At 36.7% G+C, this 21,068-nt stretch carries 17 protein-coding genes; 11 read left to right on the top strand and 6 right to left on the bottom strand.

From position 1 onward, the window contains the following. Positions 1-324: 324 nt before the first annotated feature. The 4 genes from ZPR_RS03220 to xrtF form a co-directional block, all read right to left on the bottom strand. Positions 325-4,056: an efflux RND transporter permease subunit gene (locus ZPR_RS03220; protein WP_013070176.1), complete on the bottom strand. Its 3,732-nt coding sequence runs from the start codon at positions 4,054-4,056 to the stop codon at positions 325-327. Between the two features lie 105 nt (positions 4,057-4,161). Further along, positions 4,162-4,575, bottom strand: a complete 414-nt coding sequence (locus ZPR_RS03215) for an HYC_CC_PP family protein (protein ID WP_013070175.1) — start codon at positions 4,573-4,575, stop codon at positions 4,162-4,164. 206 nt (positions 4,576-4,781) lie between these two features. Next, positions 4,782-5,234, bottom strand: coding sequence for an exosortase F system-associated membrane protein (locus ZPR_RS03210; RefSeq protein WP_013070174.1), 453 nt, complete (start codon positions 5,232-5,234; stop codon positions 4,782-4,784). Continuing rightward, on the bottom strand, positions 5,218-5,778 hold the full coding sequence (gene xrtF / locus ZPR_RS03205; RefSeq protein WP_013070173.1) for an exosortase family protein XrtF: 561 nt from the start codon (positions 5,776-5,778) through the stop codon (positions 5,218-5,220). Before xrtF ends, ZPR_RS03210 begins: the two co-directional genes overlap by 17 nt. An 82-nt stretch (positions 5,779-5,860) precedes the next feature. Between xrtF and ZPR_RS03200 the strand changes: the two genes are divergently transcribed. Next, positions 5,861-6,319: a GAF domain-containing protein gene (locus ZPR_RS03200; RefSeq protein WP_013070172.1), complete on the top strand. Its 459-nt coding sequence runs from the start codon at positions 5,861-5,863 to the stop codon at positions 6,317-6,319. A 259-nt stretch (positions 6,320-6,578) separates the two neighbouring features. Here ZPR_RS03200 and ZPR_RS03195 read toward each other — a convergent pair whose 3' ends face one another. Continuing rightward, complete coding sequence (locus ZPR_RS03195) at positions 6,579-7,832, bottom strand: ABC transporter permease (RefSeq protein ID WP_013070171.1); 1,254 nt, start codon at positions 7,830-7,832, stop codon at positions 6,579-6,581. 146 nt (positions 7,833-7,978) lie between these two features. Between ZPR_RS03195 and purH the strand changes: the two genes are divergently transcribed. Genes purH through rodA form a run of 6 tightly spaced genes read left to right on the top strand, consistent with a single transcriptional unit; the run spans position 7,979 to position 15,035 of the window. Continuing rightward, positions 7,979-9,511, top strand: a complete 1,533-nt coding sequence (purH, locus tag ZPR_RS03190; protein WP_013070170.1) for a bifunctional phosphoribosylaminoimidazolecarboxamide formyltransferase/IMP cyclohydrolase — start codon at positions 7,979-7,981, stop codon at positions 9,509-9,511. A gap of 39 nt (positions 9,512-9,550) precedes the next feature. Continuing rightward, the gene (locus ZPR_RS03185) at positions 9,551-10,579 is read left to right on the top strand and encodes a rod shape-determining protein (RefSeq protein ID WP_013070169.1); all 1,029 of its coding nucleotides are present in this window, start codon (positions 9,551-9,553) and stop codon (positions 10,577-10,579) included. Positions 10,580-10,594: 15 nt separating this feature from the next. Next, positions 10,595-11,419 (top strand): rod shape-determining protein MreC, encoded by an 825-nt coding sequence (mreC, locus tag ZPR_RS03180; RefSeq protein WP_013070168.1) that lies wholly within the window; start codon positions 10,595-10,597, stop codon positions 11,417-11,419. Beyond that, on the top strand, positions 11,412-11,918 hold the full coding sequence (locus ZPR_RS03175; RefSeq protein WP_013070167.1) for a hypothetical protein: 507 nt from the start codon (positions 11,412-11,414) through the stop codon (positions 11,916-11,918). Before mreC ends, ZPR_RS03175 begins: the two co-directional genes overlap by 8 nt. After that, the gene (mrdA, locus tag ZPR_RS03170) at positions 11,915-13,810 is read left to right on the top strand and encodes a penicillin-binding protein 2 (protein WP_013070166.1); all 1,896 of its coding nucleotides are present in this window, start codon (positions 11,915-11,917) and stop codon (positions 13,808-13,810) included. The genes ZPR_RS03175 and mrdA overlap by 4 nt, the downstream gene beginning before the upstream one ends. Beyond that, entirely contained in the window at positions 13,785-15,035 is a 1,251-nt protein-coding gene (rodA, locus tag ZPR_RS03165; protein WP_013070165.1) for a rod shape-determining protein RodA, read from the top strand. Before mrdA ends, rodA begins: the two co-directional genes overlap by 26 nt. A gap of 697 nt (positions 15,036-15,732) precedes the next feature. Here the strand turns inward: rodA and ZPR_RS03155 are convergent. Next, entirely contained in the window at positions 15,733-17,874 is a 2,142-nt protein-coding gene (locus ZPR_RS03155; RefSeq protein ID WP_041579550.1) for a carboxy terminal-processing peptidase, read from the bottom strand. A gap of 146 nt (positions 17,875-18,020) precedes the next feature. Here ZPR_RS03155 and surE point away from each other — a divergent pair, with 146 nt between their 5' ends. From surE to ZPR_RS03130, 4 genes are all read left to right on the top strand, one after another. Continuing rightward, positions 18,021-18,803: a 5'/3'-nucleotidase SurE gene (gene surE, locus ZPR_RS03150; protein WP_013070163.1), complete on the top strand. Its 783-nt coding sequence runs from the start codon at positions 18,021-18,023 to the stop codon at positions 18,801-18,803. Beyond that, positions 18,796-19,083 carry a hypothetical protein gene (locus ZPR_RS03145; protein ID WP_013070162.1) on the top strand — a complete coding sequence of 96 codons (288 nt, stop codon included), beginning with the start codon at positions 18,796-18,798 and terminating at the stop codon, positions 19,081-19,083. The genes surE and ZPR_RS03145 overlap by 8 nt, the downstream gene beginning before the upstream one ends. A 169-nt stretch (positions 19,084-19,252) precedes the next feature. Continuing rightward, complete coding sequence (gene lpxB / locus ZPR_RS03140) at positions 19,253-20,365, top strand: lipid-A-disaccharide synthase (protein ID WP_013070161.1); 1,113 nt, start codon at positions 19,253-19,255, stop codon at positions 20,363-20,365. 314 nt (positions 20,366-20,679) lie between these two features. Beyond that, a complete protein-coding gene (locus tag ZPR_RS03130) occupies positions 20,680-20,982 on the top strand; it encodes a C40 family peptidase (protein WP_233421350.1) in 303 nt (100 codons plus the stop codon). Positions 20,983-21,068 lie beyond the last annotated feature (86 nt).

The following is a 21,068-nucleotide window of genomic DNA, read 5'->3' as shown; positions in this document are numbered from 1 at the left end:
CAGCTTTTAGCTGCCAGCTTTTAGCCATCAGTTTATTTTCCTTTTTCATTTAAAGTTTTGTTTCATGTTCCAATCAAAATTACTTATCTAAAACCTGTCGTCATTTCGAGCGAGGCACGAGTCGAGAAATCTATTTTCAATAAGAACTGAAACTAAAGATTTCTCCATTACGCTCCGCTTCAGTCGAAATGACAAAAAAATTGATTCAAAATTCAACATTTTGCATTCAAAATATTCTAGTCTTGATTATTTCATCACATTTTCAAATTAACACATCTTCAAATTGTCTATTCTCTATTTTCTAACAGCGAAGCGGTCTCAATTCTAACTACTCACTTCTCTTTTCAACTTCAATTCTTTTTTCCAGCAAAACAATACCGGTACGACAAATAGCGTGATTAAAGCGAATACCATCCCGCCAAAACTTGGTATTGCCATGGGAATCATAATATCACTACCACGTCCAGTACTTGTTAAAACCGGCAATAGCGCTAAAATTGTTGTGGCGGTAGTCATTAAACAAGGACGAATTCTTTTTTCTCCGGCTTCCACAACTGAAGCACGAATTGATTTGATAGTATCCGGTTCATTTTTACTAAAAGTTTGTGTGAGATAAGTGGCCATAACCACACCGTCGTCAGTTGCAATACCAAACAGCGCAATAAAGCCAACCCAAACCGCGACACTTAAATTGATGGTATGCATTTGGAATAGGTTCCGAAGATTTTCACCAAACAAGCTGAAATTTAAAAACCAGTCCTGCCCATACAACCAGATCATGATAAATCCGCCTCCAAAGGCAACAGCAATTCCGGTAAACACAATAAATGAAGTGGTTACCGATTTAAATTGAAAATACAGGATCATAAAAATGATCAACAATGCAAGCGGCACTACGATCGACAATGTTTTGGAGGCGCGAAGCTGATTCTCATAATTCCCTGTAAATTCATAATTAATTCCCTTCGGCACTTTTAACTCCCCAGCCTCTATTTTCTGCTGAATGGTTTTTTGCGCATTCTCCACGACATCCACCTCAGCAAAGCCCTCCATTTTATCAAAAAGCACATAGCCTATTAAAAATGTATCTTCACTTTTTATCACCTGCGGCCCTTTTTCATAGCGAATTTCTACGAGTTCATTTAATGGAACCGGCTGCCCGTTCTCTACCGGAACATAAATATCTTTTAAATCTTCTGGCGAATCCCGAAGTTCTCTTGGATAGCGTACTCTCACTGAATAACGCTCGCGACCTTCAACCGTCTGACTTAACATTTTTCCACCAACAGCCACTTCCAAAACATCCTGAACGTCACTAACTGAAATTCCATAACGCGCTAATCTATCGCGCTTAATATCCATCAATAAATATGGCTTCCCAACAATACGATCTGCAAAAACAGCCTCATCTTTAACGCCTTCAGCTTCTTTTAGGATTTCTTCGAGCTTCATCCCGAAAGCTTCAATTTGCCTTAAATCCTGACCCCGCACTTTAATTCCCATAGGTGCGCGCATCCCGGTTTGCAACATTACCAGTCGGGTTTCGATAGGTTGTAATTTAGGTGCTGAGGTAATTCCCGGTAATTTTGTCGCTGCTGAAATTTCGTTCCAGATGTCATTAGGGGATTTTATATGCGGTCGCCAATTTCTATAGTATTCCCCATTTTCATCTGGGATTAACTGGGAAACCTTACAGGTTTTGGAGACCTTTGAAGTCTGTTCGGTTTTTAGGTTTGAATTTGCACATACACTTCCATCCTTTAATACAAAATATCCATCTTCGTTAACTTTAAAACGTTGTTTCTCTCCGTTCGCATTTAATGCGTATTCCGGTTTATACTGAATAATATTTTCATACATGTTCAGTGGTGCGGGATCTAATGCCGACTCGGTCCTACCTGCTTTTCCAACCACGGTTTTCACTTCAGGAATGCTGGCTACGGCCATATCTAATTGTTGTAAAATCCGTTTATTTTCGGCAACTCCGGCATGTGGCATCGAGGTTGGCATCAGTAAAAACGAACCTTCATTAAGTGAAGGCATAAATTCTTCTCCCGTGTTTCGCATTATTGTAAATCCGGCAATGATGATCGCCAATGGAAAAACAAGAAATAATATTTTATTGGCTAATGCCCAGTGTAAGATGCGGGTGTAACTGTTTTTAAAAAGATTGAAGACAAACAATAAACCAAAACAAATGATCGCCACCATGATCACATTCCAAAATATCGAAGTATCTAATCCAAGTGGGCGCCAAAATACAGCCAGCATAAATACAATAGCGGTCGCGATAACACCTACAACCAACCAGTTATGTTGCTTTTCTGAGGTGATGTTTTGCGCTTTTAGAATCCCGGCTATCCCTAAACCAATTAGAATTAGGCCTATCCAAAATCCATAAAAAATCATTACAATTCCGGCCAATATCAATAGTGCCTGAATGGCTAAATTGAAGTTTTTTCGTGTTTCTCTTTTTTTGAATATACTGGCTGCAAACGGCGGAATTAAGAATAGTGCTACTATAATCGAAGCGGTAAGTGCCATAGTTTTGGTAAAGGCAAGTGGGCGGAATAATTTTCCTTCAGCCCCTACCATCGTAAATACCGGAATAAAACTAATAATGGTGGTTAAAACCGCAGTGATGATCGCGCCAGAAACTTCAGTAGTGGCATTATAAACCACGGTGTTTGTTGGTAGTTCTGCTTCGTTTTCTTCTAAATGCCGAATAATATTTTCTGAAAGGATTACACCAACATCGACCATCGTCCCTATGGCAATTGCAATTCCTGAGAGCGCTACGATATTGGCATCAACATTAAAAATTTTCATCGCGATGAATACCATCAATACCGCTACCGGAAGTAAACCTGAAATAAGAATAGAAGCTCGAAGGTTAAACACCATAATCACGATCACAAAAATGGTGATTAAAATCTCCAAACTCAGTGCTTCGTTTAAAGTCCCTAAAGTTTCCTGGATTAGTTCAGATCGATCGTAGAAAGGTACAATCGTAAGTTGCGAAGTGGTGCCATCGGTCAGTTCCTTAGAAGGCAAACCTCCACTAATTGAAGCGATTTTATCTTTTACATTTTGAATAACCTCCATAGGATTGGCTCCATTACGAGCCACCACAACTCCTCCAACAACCTCTGCGCCCTCTTTATCTAAAATTCCGCGTCGTGCTGCAGGACCTATTGAAACATTAGCGACATCACTGACTTTTAATGCTGAAAAATCCTTAGAAGCAACCACTGCATTTTCGATATCATCAATAGACTTCACATAACCCAGGCCACGAACTAAATATTCAGCCTGATTGATTTCTAAAGTCTGTGCACCAATCTCACGATTACTTTCTTTAACCCCTTTAACCACATCCTGAAGGCTCACCTTATATTGACGCATTTTTTCAGGGTTTACATCAATTTGATACTCCTGAACATAACCGCCAATAGAAGCCACTTCTGAAACACCTCCAGCACTAGACAGTGCATATTTCACATAAAAATCCTGAATACTTCGTAATTCCTGAAGATCCCAGCCACCCGTAACATTACCTTCTTTATCACGACCTTCTAAAGTATACCAGTAAATTTGCCCTAAAGCGGTCGCATCGGGTCCTAAAGAAGGGTTTACTCCTTCGGGTAATAGTCCAGCCGGAAGAGAGTTCAATTTTTCCAGTATCCGGCTTCGGCTCCAGTAGAATTCTACCTCTTCTTCAAAAATGATATAGATGCTTGAAAAGCCAAACATCGAAGCACTTCGAATCGTTTTTACTCCGGGAATACCCAACAAAGAAGTCGTTAAAGGATAGGTGATCTGATCCTCAATATCCTGTGGGGAACGACCTTCCCATTTTGTAAAAACAATCTGTTGATTTTCACCAATATCGGGAATAGCATCTACCGCTACCGGATTTCTTGGTATTCCTCTAGCTATTCGAGCCTTCTCCCAGTTAAATGGTGCATTAACCACACCCCATCCCACTAAAACCAAAAGTAGGATAACGGCAACCAGCTTATTTTCTATTAAAAATTTAATGCTCTTGTTCAGCATAAAAAGATTTATTTGATCTTAAAAAAACACATCATCTTAGCCTAAAAAAGGCATAGCAAAACCACCATAACGGGCGAATGCTTCTAAATTGAAAATATGTTTTGATCAAATAAGGAAAACCTGATCCTGTAACTGAATATTACAGACAAGCTTTGGCGGAGAGTAATCTTTAAAAGGAATAAAATCTGGTTCTGAAACCTCAAATAACTTTAGGTAAGCATATACCAAACCAGTAATAAATACTTGCTGCTGAAAATCGAGAGTATTGAAGTTCTGCTTCAGTTCATCCTGACCTTTTACTTCCAGTTTTTTATTGGTACAACAAGATTCTTTGGTAATGGAAGCTTCAGTAGAATCCGCAGAGCTCATCTCCATTCCGCAGGTTTTTGCTTTTGTAAAAACAGCGCTATCTACAAGAAAACTTCCGCAGAAATGCTGATCTACCGTAAAAGATAAGGTAGAAAAAAGCACCAAAACGGCTAAAATGGAAGCAACTATTTTACAAAAAACCTTTTTCATGAATTACAAAAATAGTTGATAATATATAATTAACAACAATATAATAAGTAAACTACCTTAGCACAAGCGCAATAACCACTTGTTTTAATTCGAACATACAGATATTCTAACCGCTATCAGGACCGCACTAGAATATTTAGACTCGATTATCGATCAAAAATAACAGGAAATAGAGAAATAGAATTTCAAAATTCAGGGAAAATCTTTCAATTTCTATTTTTTATATTTTGATTGTTTATTCGGTAATAATAAAAGGCCGGTAAAAGCACCAAAATAAATATAGGATGAATTAAAAAGCGTCTTACATAAAACAGGGCAAGAAAATGTTCATTTTCTATAGTAAAAATAAGATAAGTAAAAACGCTGCCAGCAAGAATTAATAGGATAAAAAATAATACTGCTGAAAACTTTACAATATTACGATCTATAAAAGCTATGGCTATGATGCCAATTGAAATTATACTATTTAATATATATCTAAAAATGGTATTCAGGATCAATAATCCAGCTTTAAAGGCTGGGATTTTATCATTTAGATAATCTGAAGATTTAAAAAAATTGATGAGAGGATCGTAAAAAAGACTGCTTTCATAAAACCGAATAACTGCTAGCACGATCACGAGCATCCCAATGAATACAATTCTATACCTGGCTTTCATTCTTTTCTAAATTTGCATACACTCGAACCCAAAAAACCCATAATATTATTACCGTCCCATAAATTATTAGTGGAAAAACAATATCATGCATTAAAGAGGTATATTCAGGATATTTATATATCGCAATGGTAAGCAAGGCTATACGAATTAAGTTCATCGCATAAATAAATACGCTTCCTGCCAAAATATAAAAAAAAGTGGTTCGCTTCTTTGCGAAAAAAGACAGTATAAAAGAAGTAAAAAGAATAATCACACTAATACTGTTACAGCCTTCAACCACTCGAACCAATAAGGTGTCTTCAATAAAAACCTGTACGGCATTTTGGGTTTGATGAGCTTGCAATTTTATAGAATATCCTAAAAATTCCATTATTGCAGCACTTTGCCTACTCACGATATTGGTAAAAAAATCGGGATAAAATTTAGTTCGTGTCTCAGAAAAAATTAAATAGGCATTATAAAGCACAGAAAGCAAAAAATAGCTCCCCAGAAATACGGCAACAAACCGAATAACAACGCTATATTTTTTAAAAAGCTGAAACAATTGTAAAGAGTTTCAACAAATTTAGACAAAAGCCTGTAACAGCACTTAGATTTTAAATACTTTTGCCCAAAAATTATATGTTATGCCATTTGATAAATTAAGACCACAGGTTGAAGACATTCTAAATACCAAAGAATTATCGGTAGATCATCGATTAACACAGGTTTGCGAATTATTAATGGAAACAATCCCTTACTACGATTGGGTTGGATTTTATTTTAAAAATGGCGATAAAGAGGAATTAAAACTTCGTTCTTTTGCCGGTGAACCTACCGATCATGACATTATTCCTTTTGGAAAAGGAATTTGCGGACAGGTAGCCATTTCTAATGAGAATTTTGTAGTTCCCGATGTGAAAGCACAGAACAATTATATTGCCTGTAGCATCCATGTAAAAGCTGAAATTGTAGTCCCACTATTTGTAAATGGTGAAAATATTGGTCAGATTGATATTGACTCTCATACACCAGATCCTTTCTCTAAAGAAGACGAGCGTTTTCTTGAATTTGTAAATGAAAAAGTTGCTGAAATACTGGAGTAAGTCCAGTTGGCAGTGCGCAGTTGGCAGTCGCAGTAGGCAGTAGGCAGTAAAATACATGAATAAAAAAACCTCATAATCCGATATCATTATCTGGATTATGAGTTTTTTTTATAATTGCAACAAAATAAAATAACAAACTAGAACAGTCTTATTTCTCTTGTCTCTTGTCTCTTGTCTCTTGTCTCTTGTCTCTAAAAACAAAGCATCCTACCGAAACTTTACTTTCTAAACTTTAAAAACTTTTAAATTTCTACAGTTTTTACATCCCTGTTCTTATCGCTTCAACAGGATCCAGGCGTGAAGCTGAAATTGCTGGAATTATCCCAGAGATCAATCCGATCAATGCAGAGACCGTTGTACCTAAAATGATATTTCCGAAAGAAAGAATAAAATCAAAATCACCGGTAAAGTTTGACGCAATAATGGTAGCTATCCATACAAAAAATAAACCTGCGGCTCCACCAATTATGGCCAGAATAATGGCTTCGAATAGAAATTGAAAGAGAATAAATTTATTCTTGGCACCCAATGATTTTTGAATTCCGATAAGATTTGTCCGTTCTTTTACACTCACAAACATAATGTTAGCAATCCCAAATCCACCCACTAGCAAAGAAAACCCACTAATTACAAGTCCGATCATATTTAGGGTGCCTGTAATATTATCGATCATATCTGTGAATCCTTTAAGCTGATTGACAAAAAAGGTGCTTACTTCGCCCGGTTTTATTCCGCGAAAACTTCTTAACCGCTGCTCTAACACCGCTAGAAATTCGGCATTATCAACGTCAGCTTCTGGTTTTAATAAGATTTGAGGAAAAATATTTCTGTTATTTTCACCATAAATACGTCTGGTGACATTCACCGGAATAAAAACCTGACCGTCTTTACTGGGGCCAAACATAGAAGAACCTTCTTTTTTAAGTAATCCTATAACGGTAAATTTGCTACCGTACATTCGCACTTGTTTGCCCAACGGATCTATGCTTCCAAAAAGATTTTCGGCGATCTCGCTTCCCATTACGATCACAGGTGAACCGCTGGCAGCTTCAGATTCGTTAAAAAAACGTCCCTCTTCAATATTGATAGCTTCGATATCATAATATTCGCTTCCAACAGCTTGCACACTAACACCAAGACTACTGGCATCTTGATATTTTATAGTTTCCGCAGGTACATTTTGAGTAAAAGTAACTGCTTTGGCATCTGGTAGATTACGTTTTAAAAATTGATATTCGTCGTAAGTAACATCTGGAAACTGTTGCCATTTCCACCGTGGAATATCTGTTGGCCCAAAATTAAAGCGCATTACGATAGTGGTACTATTATCCAGACTACTTAAAGAACCAGAGATTTCATTCTTTAATGAATCTACAGCCGCCAGTACCCCTATTATAGAGAAAATACCTATAGTTACCCCTAGCAGGGATAAAAAAGTACGTAAAAGATTATTTTTTAGTGCATTAATCGCAAAATTAAAGCTCTCACCAAGGACTCTTAGAAATATAAGCATAATAAAACAGCTGCTTTTTTACACAGAATTGTTTATATGACGCACAGCTTAAAATTTCGTTACAAATTTTATTTATAAATAAGCAAAAACACTTTTAAGTTTTTCCCTTAAATACTTACTTTTGCTTCCTTAACAAACACAACATAATGAGCAATTTAAAACAAGCCAAATCTGCCTTAATTTCAGTATTCAGTAAAGATGGTTTGGCGCCCATCGTTAAAAAGCTTAACGAACTGGGAATCACAATTTATTCTACCGGAGGAACAGAACAATTTATTAAAGATCTGGGAATCGATGTTGTTCCTGTAGAAGACGTAACTTCTTATCCTTCTATTTTAGGTGGTCGTGTAAAAACATTACATCCAAAAGTTTTTGGCGGAATTTTAAATCGCCAGGATAACGATAGTGACGTTCAAGAAATTGCTCAATATGAAATCCCGCAAATTGACATTGTTATCGTAGATTTATATCCTTTTGAAAAAACAGTCGCCTCTGGCGCATCAGAGCAGGATATTATTGAAAAGATCGATATTGGCGGCATTTCTCTAATAAGGGCCGCCGCAAAAAATTTTAAAGATGTACTTTGTGTATCTTCTGTAAACGATTATGCCGAGTTCTTAAATATCCTAAACGAAGGAAATGGAGAAACAAGCTTAGCGCAACGTAAAAATTTCGCAGCAAAATCATTTAATATCTCTTCGCACTACGATACTGCGATTTTCAATTATTTTAATACTTCAGAGGAGATTCCTGCATTCAAACAAAGCATTCAGGAAGGCAAAACTTTACGATATGGTGAGAATCCGCATCAAAAAGGAACATTTTTTGGAGATTTTGACGCCATGTTTGATAAGCTCCACGGAAAAGAGTTATCTTACAACAACCTTTTAGATGTTGATGCCGCGGTTAACCTAATGAATGAATTTAAAGGAGAAGCTCCTACTTTTGCGATTTTAAAGCATAATAATGCCTGCGGACTTGCACAGCGTGAGACCATAAAACAGGCATATGTAGATGCTTTGGCAGGAGATCCTGTTTCAGCTTTCGGCGGAATTTTAATTGCCAACACAGAGATTGATAAAGCTACTGCGGAGGAAATTCATTCTTTATTTTGTGAAGTAGTAATCGCTCCTTCTTTTTCTGATGAAGCTTTAGAAATTCTAAAGGGAAAGAAAAACCGGATCATTTTAATCCAAAAGGAAACGGAACTTCCGGAAAATCAGGTTCGCACCTGCCTAAATGGAGTTTTAGTTCAGGGTAAAGACAATAAAACAGATGTTTTAGACGATTTATCTTACGCAACAACTAATAAACCTACAGAACAGGAAATTGAAGATCTTTTATTTGCTTCAAAAATTTGTAAGCATACAAAATCCAATACTATTGTTCTGGCAAAAAACAAACAACTTTGTTCTAGCGGAACGGGACAAACCTCCCGTGTAGACGCTTTAAGACAGAGCATTGAAAAAGCAGGTTCTTTTAAATTCGATCTTAAAGGAGCAGTAATGGCAAGTGATGCCTTTTTTCCATTTCCAGATTGCGTAGAGATTGCAGGAAATGCAGGAATAACGGCAGTAATCCAGCCAGGTGGTTCTATAAAAGATCAGTTAAGTATCGATTATTGTAATGATCATGATATTGCAATGGTAATGACAGGAACCCGCCATTTTAAACATTAATAGAATACTTTACCAATATACCAATACATAAAATAACCTATGGGATTTTTTGATTTTCTCATTGAAGAAATAGCGATAGATTTAGGAACTGCCAACACCCTTATTATTCATAATGATAAGGTGGTGGTAGATAGCCCTTCGATTGTAGCCCGCGATCGTACCTCTGGTAAGATTACGGCTGTAGGAAAAGAAGCGGCAATGATGCAGGGAAAGACACATGAGAATATCAAAACCATTCGGCCTTTAAAAGACGGTGTAATTGCCGATTTTGATGCCAGTGAAAAGATGCTTACCATGTTTATTAAAGAAATTCCCGCGCTTAAACGTAAAATGTTTACGCCGGCCTTAAGAATGGTAATTTGCATCCCTTCTGGAATTACAGAAGTAGAAATGCGAGCGGTAAAAGAAAGTGCCGAGCGTGTTAACGGTAAAGAAGTATACCTTATTCACGAGCCTATGGCTGCTGCTATTGGTATTGGTGTAGACATCATGCAGCCTAAAGGGAACATGATTGTAGATATAGGTGGTGGTACTACCGAGATTGCGGTAATCGCTCTTGGCGGAATTGTTTGTGACAAATCGATTAAAATCGCTGGAGATGTGTTTACCAACGACATCGTGTATTATATGCGTACACAACATAACCTGTATGTTGGAGAACGTACAGCAGAAAAAATCAAAATTCAGATTGGTGCGGCTACTGAAGATTTAGAAGTCCCACCAGACGAAATGAGCGTACAGGGGCGTGACCTTTTAACAGGGAAGCCAAAGCAGGTAAATATTTCCTATCGTGAAATTGCAAAAGCTCTAGATAAATCTATTCTTCGAATTGAAGATGCGGTAATGGAAACTTTATCACAAACCCCTCCAGAACTGGCAGCCGATATTTATAATACCGGTATTTATCTAGCCGGTGGAGGATCGATGTTAAGAGGTTTAGATAAACGATTATCCACTAAAACAGACCTTCCTGTTTATATTGCTGAAGATCCTTTAAGAGCGGTAGTAAGAGGAACGGGGATTACTTTAAAAACGCTAAATAGATACAAAGGAATATTGATAAAGTAGGAGACGCAATAGCTTATGCAGCAAATATTCAATTTTCTGATTCGGAACAAGAATAATATTCTGTTCTTGGCATTGCTTGCGTTTTCTATTTTCCTTACGATACAAACTCATTCATTTCATAAAAGTAAATTTATAAGCTCGGCCAATTGGGTAACCGGGGGGATTTATTCCTGGAATAATAACATTCAGGATTACTTTTATTTAGATGAATACAACCAGCGTTTGGTAGAAGAAAATAAAAATCTTCGCAATATCATAAGGCAATTAAGCGGAAAAGATACGATCCCGAATTATACCGATACTACATTCACTTCTGATTATACATTTAGAAGTGCTGATGTCATTAATAATAATTTCTCTAAAAGAGATAACTACATCACTTTGGATAAAGGGGAGAACGAAGGTATCGCGGCTGAAAATGGCGTTGTTACCAGTAAAGGTATTATTGGGATTATCGACAGGACGAATACAAATTACTCGCGGGCAATATCAATTTTAAATTCACAGTCCAAAATCAATGCGCAGCTTAAAAAGTCGAATCATTTTGGTAGTTTAACCTGGAATGGCAAAGATCCTAATCTTATGCAACTTACCGATGTTCCTAAGCAGGCACCCGTTGCGAAAGGCGACACTATCATTACCGGTGGTAAGAGTTTAATTTTCCCAAAAGGATTACTAATAGGTACAATACAGGATTTTAAACTGGATAATACAGAGAGTTATTTCACAATTAACGTAAAGCTATTCAATGACATGACCAATATTGGTTATGTATATGTTATTGAAAATAAAAATAAGGAAGAAATTCTTTCTTTAGAAAAAGAGGAGGAAGATGAATAGCAATCTTATATCTAATATTCTGCGTTTTATAGGCCTGATATTGATTCAGGTACTGGTACTCAATAACATCAACTTTATGGGGTATGTAAACCCCTATCTTTATATTTTATTTTTACTGCTCTATCCCTTTAACACTAACCAGAGCTTATTTTTATTATTGGCTTTTCTGTTAGGCTTATCTGTAGATATTTTTGAAGATAGCGGGGGAATTCATGCTGCTGCCTGCTTAGTTGCCGCCTTTGTACGCCCCAATTTGCTTCGATTCTCTTTTGGAATAAGTTACGACCATCAAACCTTACGTTTAGCCGCTACACCTCTGGGTGCGAGGATTAGTTATGTAGTGCTGATGGTGGCCATTCATCATTTGGTGTTATTTTCTTTGGAAATGTTTAGCTTTAGTCATATAATACTAGTGCTTAAGAAGACGTTATTTTCAGGTATATTTACGGTAATTGTTATTTTATTAAGCATCGCACTTTTCAGCAAAAAATATAGATGAGAAGAATTCTGTTATACATTATTATCCTTACCACCGGGTTCATTTTTTTGGGCAGGCTTTTTTACCTACAAATTGTAGACGATAGTTTTGCCGTTAGATCAAATGATAATGCGGTAAAGGTTATTTATGATTATCCACAGCGGGGATATATTTACGATCGTGATGGTGAACTTATGGTTTCTAACCAACCCTCTTATGATGTTATGGTTATTCCCCGTAATCTCAAACCATTCGACACTACAGAACTTTGTGAAATTGTAAGTATAGAGCGTAAAGAATTAGAGCGCAGATTGGATAAGGCAAAAATTTACTCTCCATTTTTACCTTCAGTAATTGTTCCCCAGCTTACCAAAAGTGAATATGCGTTTTTACAGGAAAAAATGCGTAATTACGAAGGTTTTTATATTCAAAAACGATCTTTAAGAGATTATCATGTAGATCATAGCGCCAATGTTTTAGGTTTTATTGCTGAAGTTAGCCCTGCCACAATTAAAAACAATCCTTACTATACCAGTGGTGACCTTATTGGCAGAAAAGGAGTGGAAAGCGTTTATGAAGATACCCTACGTGGAATAAAAGGAGTAAAATATATCCAGAAAGATAAACTGAATCGTGATATTGGACCTTACAAAGACGGAATTTATGATACCCTTCCAGAACGCGGTAAGGATATCACTATTTCAGTTGATTCAGATTTACAGGCATACGGTGAATATCTGATGACCAACAAGCGTGGCGGTATTATCGCCATAGAACCTTCATCAGGCGAAATCCTATCGATGGTTACCGCTCCTACTTACGATCCTGCGGATTTAGTAGGTAGAAAGAGATCGCCAAATTTTAGTAAAATGTGGTTAGATTCTACGGCCAGACCTCTTTACGATCGTAGTATCCTTGCCCAATATCCACCAGGATCACCATTTAAAACCATGAATGCATTAATTGCCTTGCAGGAAGGCGTTGTGGATACCGATGATACTTTTTCCTGTCATAATGGATATAGCTATGGTCGTGGTCGCAAAATGGGTTGCCACTCTCATGCAAGTCCGCTTGCCATGACTCAGGGAATTGCCCAATCTTGCAATTCCTATTTTGCCCAGGTATATCGAAAGATTATTGAGAAATATCCAACTCCACAAGAAGGCATGGACGCCTGGAATAAACATGTAAGCAGTTTTGGATTAGGCGATTATTTAGGTAACGATTTGAGTACAGGCCGACCTGGTAAAATTCCAACTGCAGAATATTATAATAAAATTTACGATTATCCAACCTACCGATGGTATGCCACCGCTACATTATCTAATGCTATAGGCCAGGGTGAAGTATTATTAACCCCTATTCAGCTTGCTAACATGACGGCTACAATTGCGAATAGAGGCTGGTACTATACTCCGCATATGATTAAAGAAATCGATGGCAAGCCCATAAAAGACAAAAGATTTATTAAAAAACATCATACCACTATTGATCCTGAAAATTTTGAACCAGTGGTAGAAGGCATGCATCAGGTTTATAAAAACGGTACTGCGAGCTCTTTACAGATTGAAGGCATTGAAATTGCCGGAAAAACTGGAACGGCAGAGAATTTTGTTCGAGTTAACGGTAAAAGAATGCAACTTACCGATCACTCCATTTTCGTAGCCTTTGCGCCAGTCGATAACCCTAAAATTGCCATTGCAGTTTTTGTAGAAAACGGATACTGGGGCGGACGTTACGGCGGTAAAATTGCTAGCTTAATGATCGAAAAATATTTAAAAGGAAAAATCACCCGTACAGATCTGGAAGATTTTATAATGGATCCTAAGAATAGTTTAGAAGACGAATACGAAAAACCCTATAGTGGAGAACCTTTCTTAATCAATGATGGCAAGAAAAACGGCTGGCTTTGATTGGCTAACGATTTTAATTTATTTTTTACTGGTATGTTTTGGTTGGGCTAATATTTATTCAGCCTCACTGGGCTCTGGCCCTGCTGGAAGCTACTTCGATCTTGATGAGGTATACGGAAAACAAGCCCTATGGATTGGTCTTAGTATTTTTCTGATCGTTATAATCCTGGCTATCGAGGTTAAATTCTATCAGCGTTTTTCCAGTGTGATTTATATTACCGCTCTCGTCCTGCTGGCAGGTCTTTTTGTTTTTGGTAAAACAATTTCAGGTGCTACATCCTGGTATGCCATAGGTTCTTTTAGATTACAACCTTCAGAATTTGCTAAAATTGCTACCGCACTTGCACTGGCTAAATACGTAAGCGATATTCAAACCAATATCAAGCTTTTTTCGCACCAGTTTAAAGCTTTTATCATTATTGCTTTACCCGCGTTACTAATCGTACCTCAACCAGATCCAGGGAGTGCTATGGTATATGCCGCATTCTTTTTTCCATTGTACAGAGAAGGCATTTCCGCTCTTTATCTGGTACTTGCCTTATCTGGAGTCCTTATATTCGTAGGAACTTTGTTAATAGGCCCTATTTGGGTTACAGCGGCTGTAATTACCTTGGCATCACTAAGCTTCTTACTAAAGAAGAAAAAGCGACCGGGGATACCCTTATTACTATTTATTGTAGCCACCTGTATAGGCTTATCCTTCTCGGTAAACTATATTTTCAATAATATTTTTGAACAACGGCATCGGGATCGCTTTAATATCGTTCTTGGTAAAGAGGTAGATAGCCGTGGAATAGGTTATAACACTAACCAAAGTGAAATTGCTATTGGTAGTGGCGGATGGACAGGTAAAGGCTGGACAGAAGGTACACAAACCAAAGGTCACTTTGTACCAGAGCAACACACCGATTATATTTTTAGTACCGTTGGCGAAGAATGGGGCTTTGTAGGGAGCGGTTTAGTCGTATTGTTATTTATAGGTTTATTACTAAGGCTTATATTTCTGGCAGAACGGCAGAAATCACAATTTAACCGTATTTATGGCTATAGTGTAGTTGGAATTATCTTTCTTCACTTTATGGTAAATATCGGAATGGTAATAGGAATTTTCCCAACAGTGGGTATCCCCTTACCGTTTTTTAGTTATGGCGGTTCTGGTTTATGGGGATTTACCATTTTATTGTTCATCTTTATAAGACTAGATTCTGACAGGCTTTCTTTCTAATATCAAAATTCCATAACTCTGGGCAATCCCCCAAGTATAATTTAAACCTAAAAACATATTTACTATAGTACAGTAGTCTTGTGCTATTATAGCTATTTGTGCAAACCCTAAAATCACTACAGAAGTTAATACTGAATCTAGGTTAGTCTTTTTAGCTTTCCAGAAGTATACATATATTATTTACAAAGAAAAAACTAACTAAAAAATCTATTTCAGGGAAAATTATCAGTCTTTACATTTCAACCCTACATTACTGGGTTACTCAAAAATCCATCTATAAAATCCTTGAATTTAGCCTGTCTATCAAATACAAATTTATTTTAAAACACTTCAAACACTAACTGCATTTTAAGGTTATTACCTAAGAAACAAGTATTACCGATATGCTATTTACAAATCTAAATTAGGATTTTAGGTTGAATGTTAATTTTATCTCTTAAGAGATCTAAAAATTCCCTTTCAACAAAGAAGAAAAGAAGCAAATTTTAATGCGATATGCTGAAAGTGGTAAGACATATTACTCATTCAGCAAAAGAATAATTACATCGAACAACGATCCACTATTAAAAGAGCGGCCGCAACGATTAGAATTAACAAAGGATAAACGATTTTTCGTTTCATTACATTTATTTACCAATTTAAAACGCCCAAAGTTAAAAACTTTGGGCGTTTTAAAATTATTAGTTCAGCAAAGAAATTAGTCTTTTAACTTATCTGAATCTGCTACTTTATGTTTTATGTTATTTCTTTTAATATCAGAAAGCACATTAATAGCCTCTTCAACATAAACATCACGACTTAAATCCTTGTGCCATCTTTCTCTTTTTTCCTGTAAGGTAGAATCTGCTTTAAATAGCTGTTTTTCGTAAGGTAAAGAAGTAAAAGAAAGATTGGTTTTATAATCTTTTAGAGCATCATACTGCTTCGCCACTTCTCTATTTTTTTCAGCATCTGCGGCATAACGATCAAAATTTAAAGAATAGGTATCATCCTCACTTTGTTCTTTAATCCACTGTGCATTTTGCTCGATAAGCTTAATTTGCTCACTTTTTGCCATACGTTGCTTACTTTTCTCAATAGCTTCTTCATAACCCACATAACCATCCCAAATGTTATAGTCTGCCGGATCTATTTTATCCCATGGCAATGGATTTTCCTGATCTTTCTCTCCTATATCTACGTAACTGTAGCGATCTGGAACAACCACATCACTCTTCACTCCTTCTAACTGGGTAGAGCCCCCGTTTACTCTATAAAATTTCTGGGTCGTAATTTTTAATGCTCCCATATCACCATAATCATTATTTCTTAACCAACGATTAAGGTCTACCACATTTTGTACGGTTCCTTTTCCATAGGTTTGCTTGCTTCCAATAATAACGGCTCTTTTATAATCTTGCATAGCTGCTGCCAAAATCTCTGATGCAGAAGCTGAAAGTTCATTTACCAGAATTACAAGAGGACCATCCCAAACAATCTCAGAATCTTCATCATTTAGCACTTCTTTACGTTCTCCGTTAGATTTCACCTGTACAATAGGTCCTTTTTCAATAAACAGTCCTGCGATATCCACTACAGTTTTTAAAGAACCACCACCATTATTTCTAAGATCTACAACAAGCCCATCCATGCCTTGCTCCTTGAGTTCTATAATATCCTTACGCATATCTGAAGCTGCATTACGACTATTATAATCCTCCATATCAAAATAGAATTTTGGAAGGTTAATTATCCCGTAATGTTTTCCATCTTTATCTACCATAGCCGTCTTTGCATAGGTCTCTTCCAACTCAACAAGATCTCTGGTTAGAGTAACCTGCTCTATATTACCAAGCAACTTTTTACGAACGGTTAAGGTAACTTTAGATCCTTTTGGTCCTTTAATTAAATCTACCGCATCATCCAGACGCATACCTGAGATATTTACAGGCTCATTTTCATTTTCTTGCTTCACTTTAAGAATTACATCGCCTGCATCCAACTCTTCGCTTTTCCAGGCAGGCCCGCCAGATATTACATCCATAATGGTAATATCATCATTCTTTTTTTGCAATCTTGCGCCTATCCCTTCTATTTTACCAGACATTTGGATATCAAAGCGATCTTTATCACGTGGTGCAAAATAATAAGTATGAGGATCAAACTCCTCTACTACTGCATTGATAAAAACAGAGAAATAATCCTTTCTTTCCAGATCATCGGTTAAATCAAAATATTCAGATAAACTATTCCTGGTAGTTTCGCGAGCTTTTTTCTCCAGCTCCTCATCAGATTTCATAGTGTAATCAGGATCGTTTTCTTTTTTATTTTTCTCGTCTTCCTTAAGATCATAATAGTTAATAAGGGTAGAAAATTTAAGTTGCTTTCTCCAACGTTCCTTCAATTCGGATTTAGAAGTTACATAATCCAGGTCATCCCCATCAGCTACAAAATCTTCTTCTTTAGAAAAATCAAAAGGTTCAGCCAGGATTTCAGTATACAAGCGTTTTGCCTCTTCGTTACGCTTTTCTAACTTAGAATAGGTTAAATCGAAAAAATTAAGTTCCTTATTGTTGATTTCGTCATCAATTAGCAGCTTATATTTTTCAAATTCCTCAATATCTTCTTTATAAAAAAAGCGCTTGGAAGGATCTAAACTCGCTATATAATGCTTGTAAACTTTTTCAGAAAAATCATCATTTATCTCTTTAGCATCATAATGTCCCTGGCTAAGAACATAAGTAATAAGGTCGATTAAAAGCTTGTCTTTGTTAGGGTCATCAAACTTTTTTGTGGTGAAGCTGCATGAAGTAGCTGCCATCAAAACAGCTAAAATCAGGATTTTTAAATTCCTTTTCATATATCGCATAGATTTCGTCATTAAATTCTGTACAAAATACATTAAAAACTGTGCCATTCATAAGAACAGCGTCTAATAATTTGTTAAACTACTAAAATAGTCTTTCCGTAGGAAATTACTAATTTAGCAACTATAAAATTTAAGCTATGAGTAAAGAAAAACCGCTAATTCTGGTCACTAATGATGATGGGATTACAGCTCCCGGAATCAGGAGCCTTTTACAGGTAATGAAAGAGATTGGCGATGTAGTAGTTGTGGCTCCCGATAGCCCGCAAAGTGGTATGGGACACGCCATAACTATTAGTGATACCCTATTTTGTGATTCGGTTACACTAAAGGAAAATTATAATCATAAAGAATATAGTTGCTCTGGCACACCTGCCGATTGTGTGAAAATTGCTACGCAGGAAATCCTACATCGTAAGCCAGATCTTTGTGTAAGTGGGATTAACCACGGCTCTAATTCTTCGATAAATGTTATTTATTCCGGAACCATGAGTGCTGCTGTAGAGGCTGGCGTAGAAGGAATTCCTGCTATTGGGTTCTCGCTACTGGATTATTCCCTTAATGCCGATTTTGAACCTTGTAAAAAATATGTAAAAGCCATTACTAAAAACGTTCTTAAAAACGGACTCCCCAAAGGGGTTGTGTTAAACGTGAATTTCCCCAAATTACCTGCAGAGAAAATTAAAGGCATTAAAGTTTGTCGCCAGGCCAATGCGCATTGGGAGGAAGAATTTGATAAAAGAACCAATCCTCAAGGCCGCGATTATTACTGGCTAAGCGGAAAGTTTGTAAATAACGATGAAGGCCAGGATACCGATGAATGGGCCCTGCAAAACGGATATGTTTCTTTAGTTCCTGTACAGTTTGATCTTACAGCCCACCATTTTATCAACCAATTAAACGATTGGAAACTGGATGAGTAAAAGCAATATTGCTATAGGTTTTTTAATTGGTATTTCTACCACTATAGGCGGAGTTTTTTTGTTTACTATATTTTTCTCTGACTATAGTTTTGAAGTAAGCCTTCGTGATTCTATCCACAACGATTACTTCGGAAAATTAATAGCCATTGGCGCTATACTCAATTTTTTACCCTTTTTCGTTTTTATGCGAAAGAAACAAATTTATCATGCTCGCGGAATTTTGCTGGCATGCCTGGTGGTTGCGATTGCCATTGCTGTGGTAAAAATTCGAAACTTTTAGTTATTCAAAATTAAAACATATTGCATCCATGTCTTACTAAGAACGTTAAAGCAGCAAACTAGATGTTTATATCGATAAGTAAAGGATATACTCGAAGTTCTAAAAACAGGCAGTTTCTTTTTAAGGTTTTGAAATTTTAAAATACTATGTTTAACCTAAAAATATCCGTGTGAAATATTATATCATTGCAGGAGAAGCCTCGGGCGATCTACATGCTTCCAATCTTATGAGGTCTCTAAAGAAAATAGATCCAACTGCCGAATTTCGGTTTTGGGGCGGTGATCTTATGCAGGCGCAGGGTGGAACTATGGTGAAAAATTACCGGGAACTTGCTTTTATGGGGTTTGCTGAAGTGCTTATGAATCTGCGAACCATCTTAGGGAATATTTCATTTTGTAAAAAAGATATCACTGCTTACAAACCAGATGCATTAATCTTTATAGACTATCCAGGTTTTAATTTACGTATCGCCAAATGGGCAAAAGCAGAAGGCTACGACACCCACTTTTATATTTCACCACAGATCTGGGCATGGAAAGAAAACAGGATTAAAGCCATAAAACGCGATATCGATCATATGTATGTGATCCTCCCCTTCGAAAAGGATTTTTATGAAAACAAGCATCATTATCCGGTAAATTTTGTTGGCCACCCTTTGATTGATGCTATTTCTAACCGCAAAAATACGGATATAGCAAAATTTAAAGCTGAAAACAACCTGGACGAACGACCAATAATTGCTTTATTGCCCGGCAGCCGTAAACAAGAAATCTCTAAAATGCTGGAAGTAATGCTAAGCATCACACAGGACTATAAGGATTATCAGTTTGTTATCGCCGGGGCACCAAGCCAGGAAAAGGAGTTTTATTCACCTTACCTTAAAAAAAACAATATTAACCTGGTAATGAATAAAACTTACGATATTTTAAGTTGTGCGCATGCCGCTCTGGTCACCTCTGGCACTGCAACTTTAGAAACAGCTCTTTTTAAGGTTCCAGAGGTTGTTTGCTACAAAGGCAGCTATATTTCATACCATATTGCAAAAAGAATTATTAATTTAGACTATATCTCGCTGGTCAACCTAATCATGGATCGTGAAGTGGTAAAAGAATTGATTCAGGGAGAATTTAATTCAGATTCCCTTAAAATCGAATTAAATAAGATCCTGGAACCGAAAAATAGAGAGCGAATTTTTAAAGATTATTATGAGTTAGAACAAAAGCTGGGAGGAACCGGCGCCAGTTTGGAAACGGCTAAACTTATTTATAATTCTATAAAATAAATACCCAAAAATAGTACAATATCGATCTTAAGCGAGATGAAGAATATAGAAAGAAGTATGATAATGAAGCAGAGCCTAAGACTGGGCATAATGATTTTAACCGCTATATTTTTAAGTTCTTGCGGCGCTTCTAAACCTAAGATAATTACCACCAAAACCGAAAAAACTACCAAAAAACAAAACATTATGATCCTAAAATCACCAAAAATAAGGAGATCATAAAACCTAAAGATGATCGTGTTTACGATATTGTAAATTATGCGATAAGTTTTGAGGGCACTAAATACAAATACGGCGGCACTACAAAACGTGGCATGGACTGTTCTGGCCTAATGTATATTTCATTTCAGGAGAACGATATTGCCTTACCCAGGACGTCCCGTGCGATGTCTTTACAGGGCGAACGCCTTTATTTAAAAGACGTCACGGTTGGTGACCTTTTGTTTTTTGAAACTGATAAAAACCGAAAAGTAATTAATCACGTTGGGCTCGTGGTCGATATTTCGCAGGGTGATATTCTTTTTATACACTCTACCACCTCACAGGGCGTAATAATTAGCAAACTTTCTGAAAATTACTGGAACAACACCTTCGTGATGGCAAGGAGGATAATCTAATACAGTTCCGGAATATAGAAGCCATAAAAAATCATTCTTCAATAGACGATAGATGGCATCCTTCAAATTGATTGTCCATAAAATTC

The sequence above is a fragment of the Zunongwangia profunda SM-A87 genome (assembly GCF_000023465.1).
GTDB lineage: Bacteria > Bacteroidota > Bacteroidia > Flavobacteriales > Flavobacteriaceae > Zunongwangia > Zunongwangia profunda.
The sequence above is the reverse complement of the archived record's forward strand: the minus strand, read 5'-3'. Positions and strand labels throughout refer to the sequence as shown.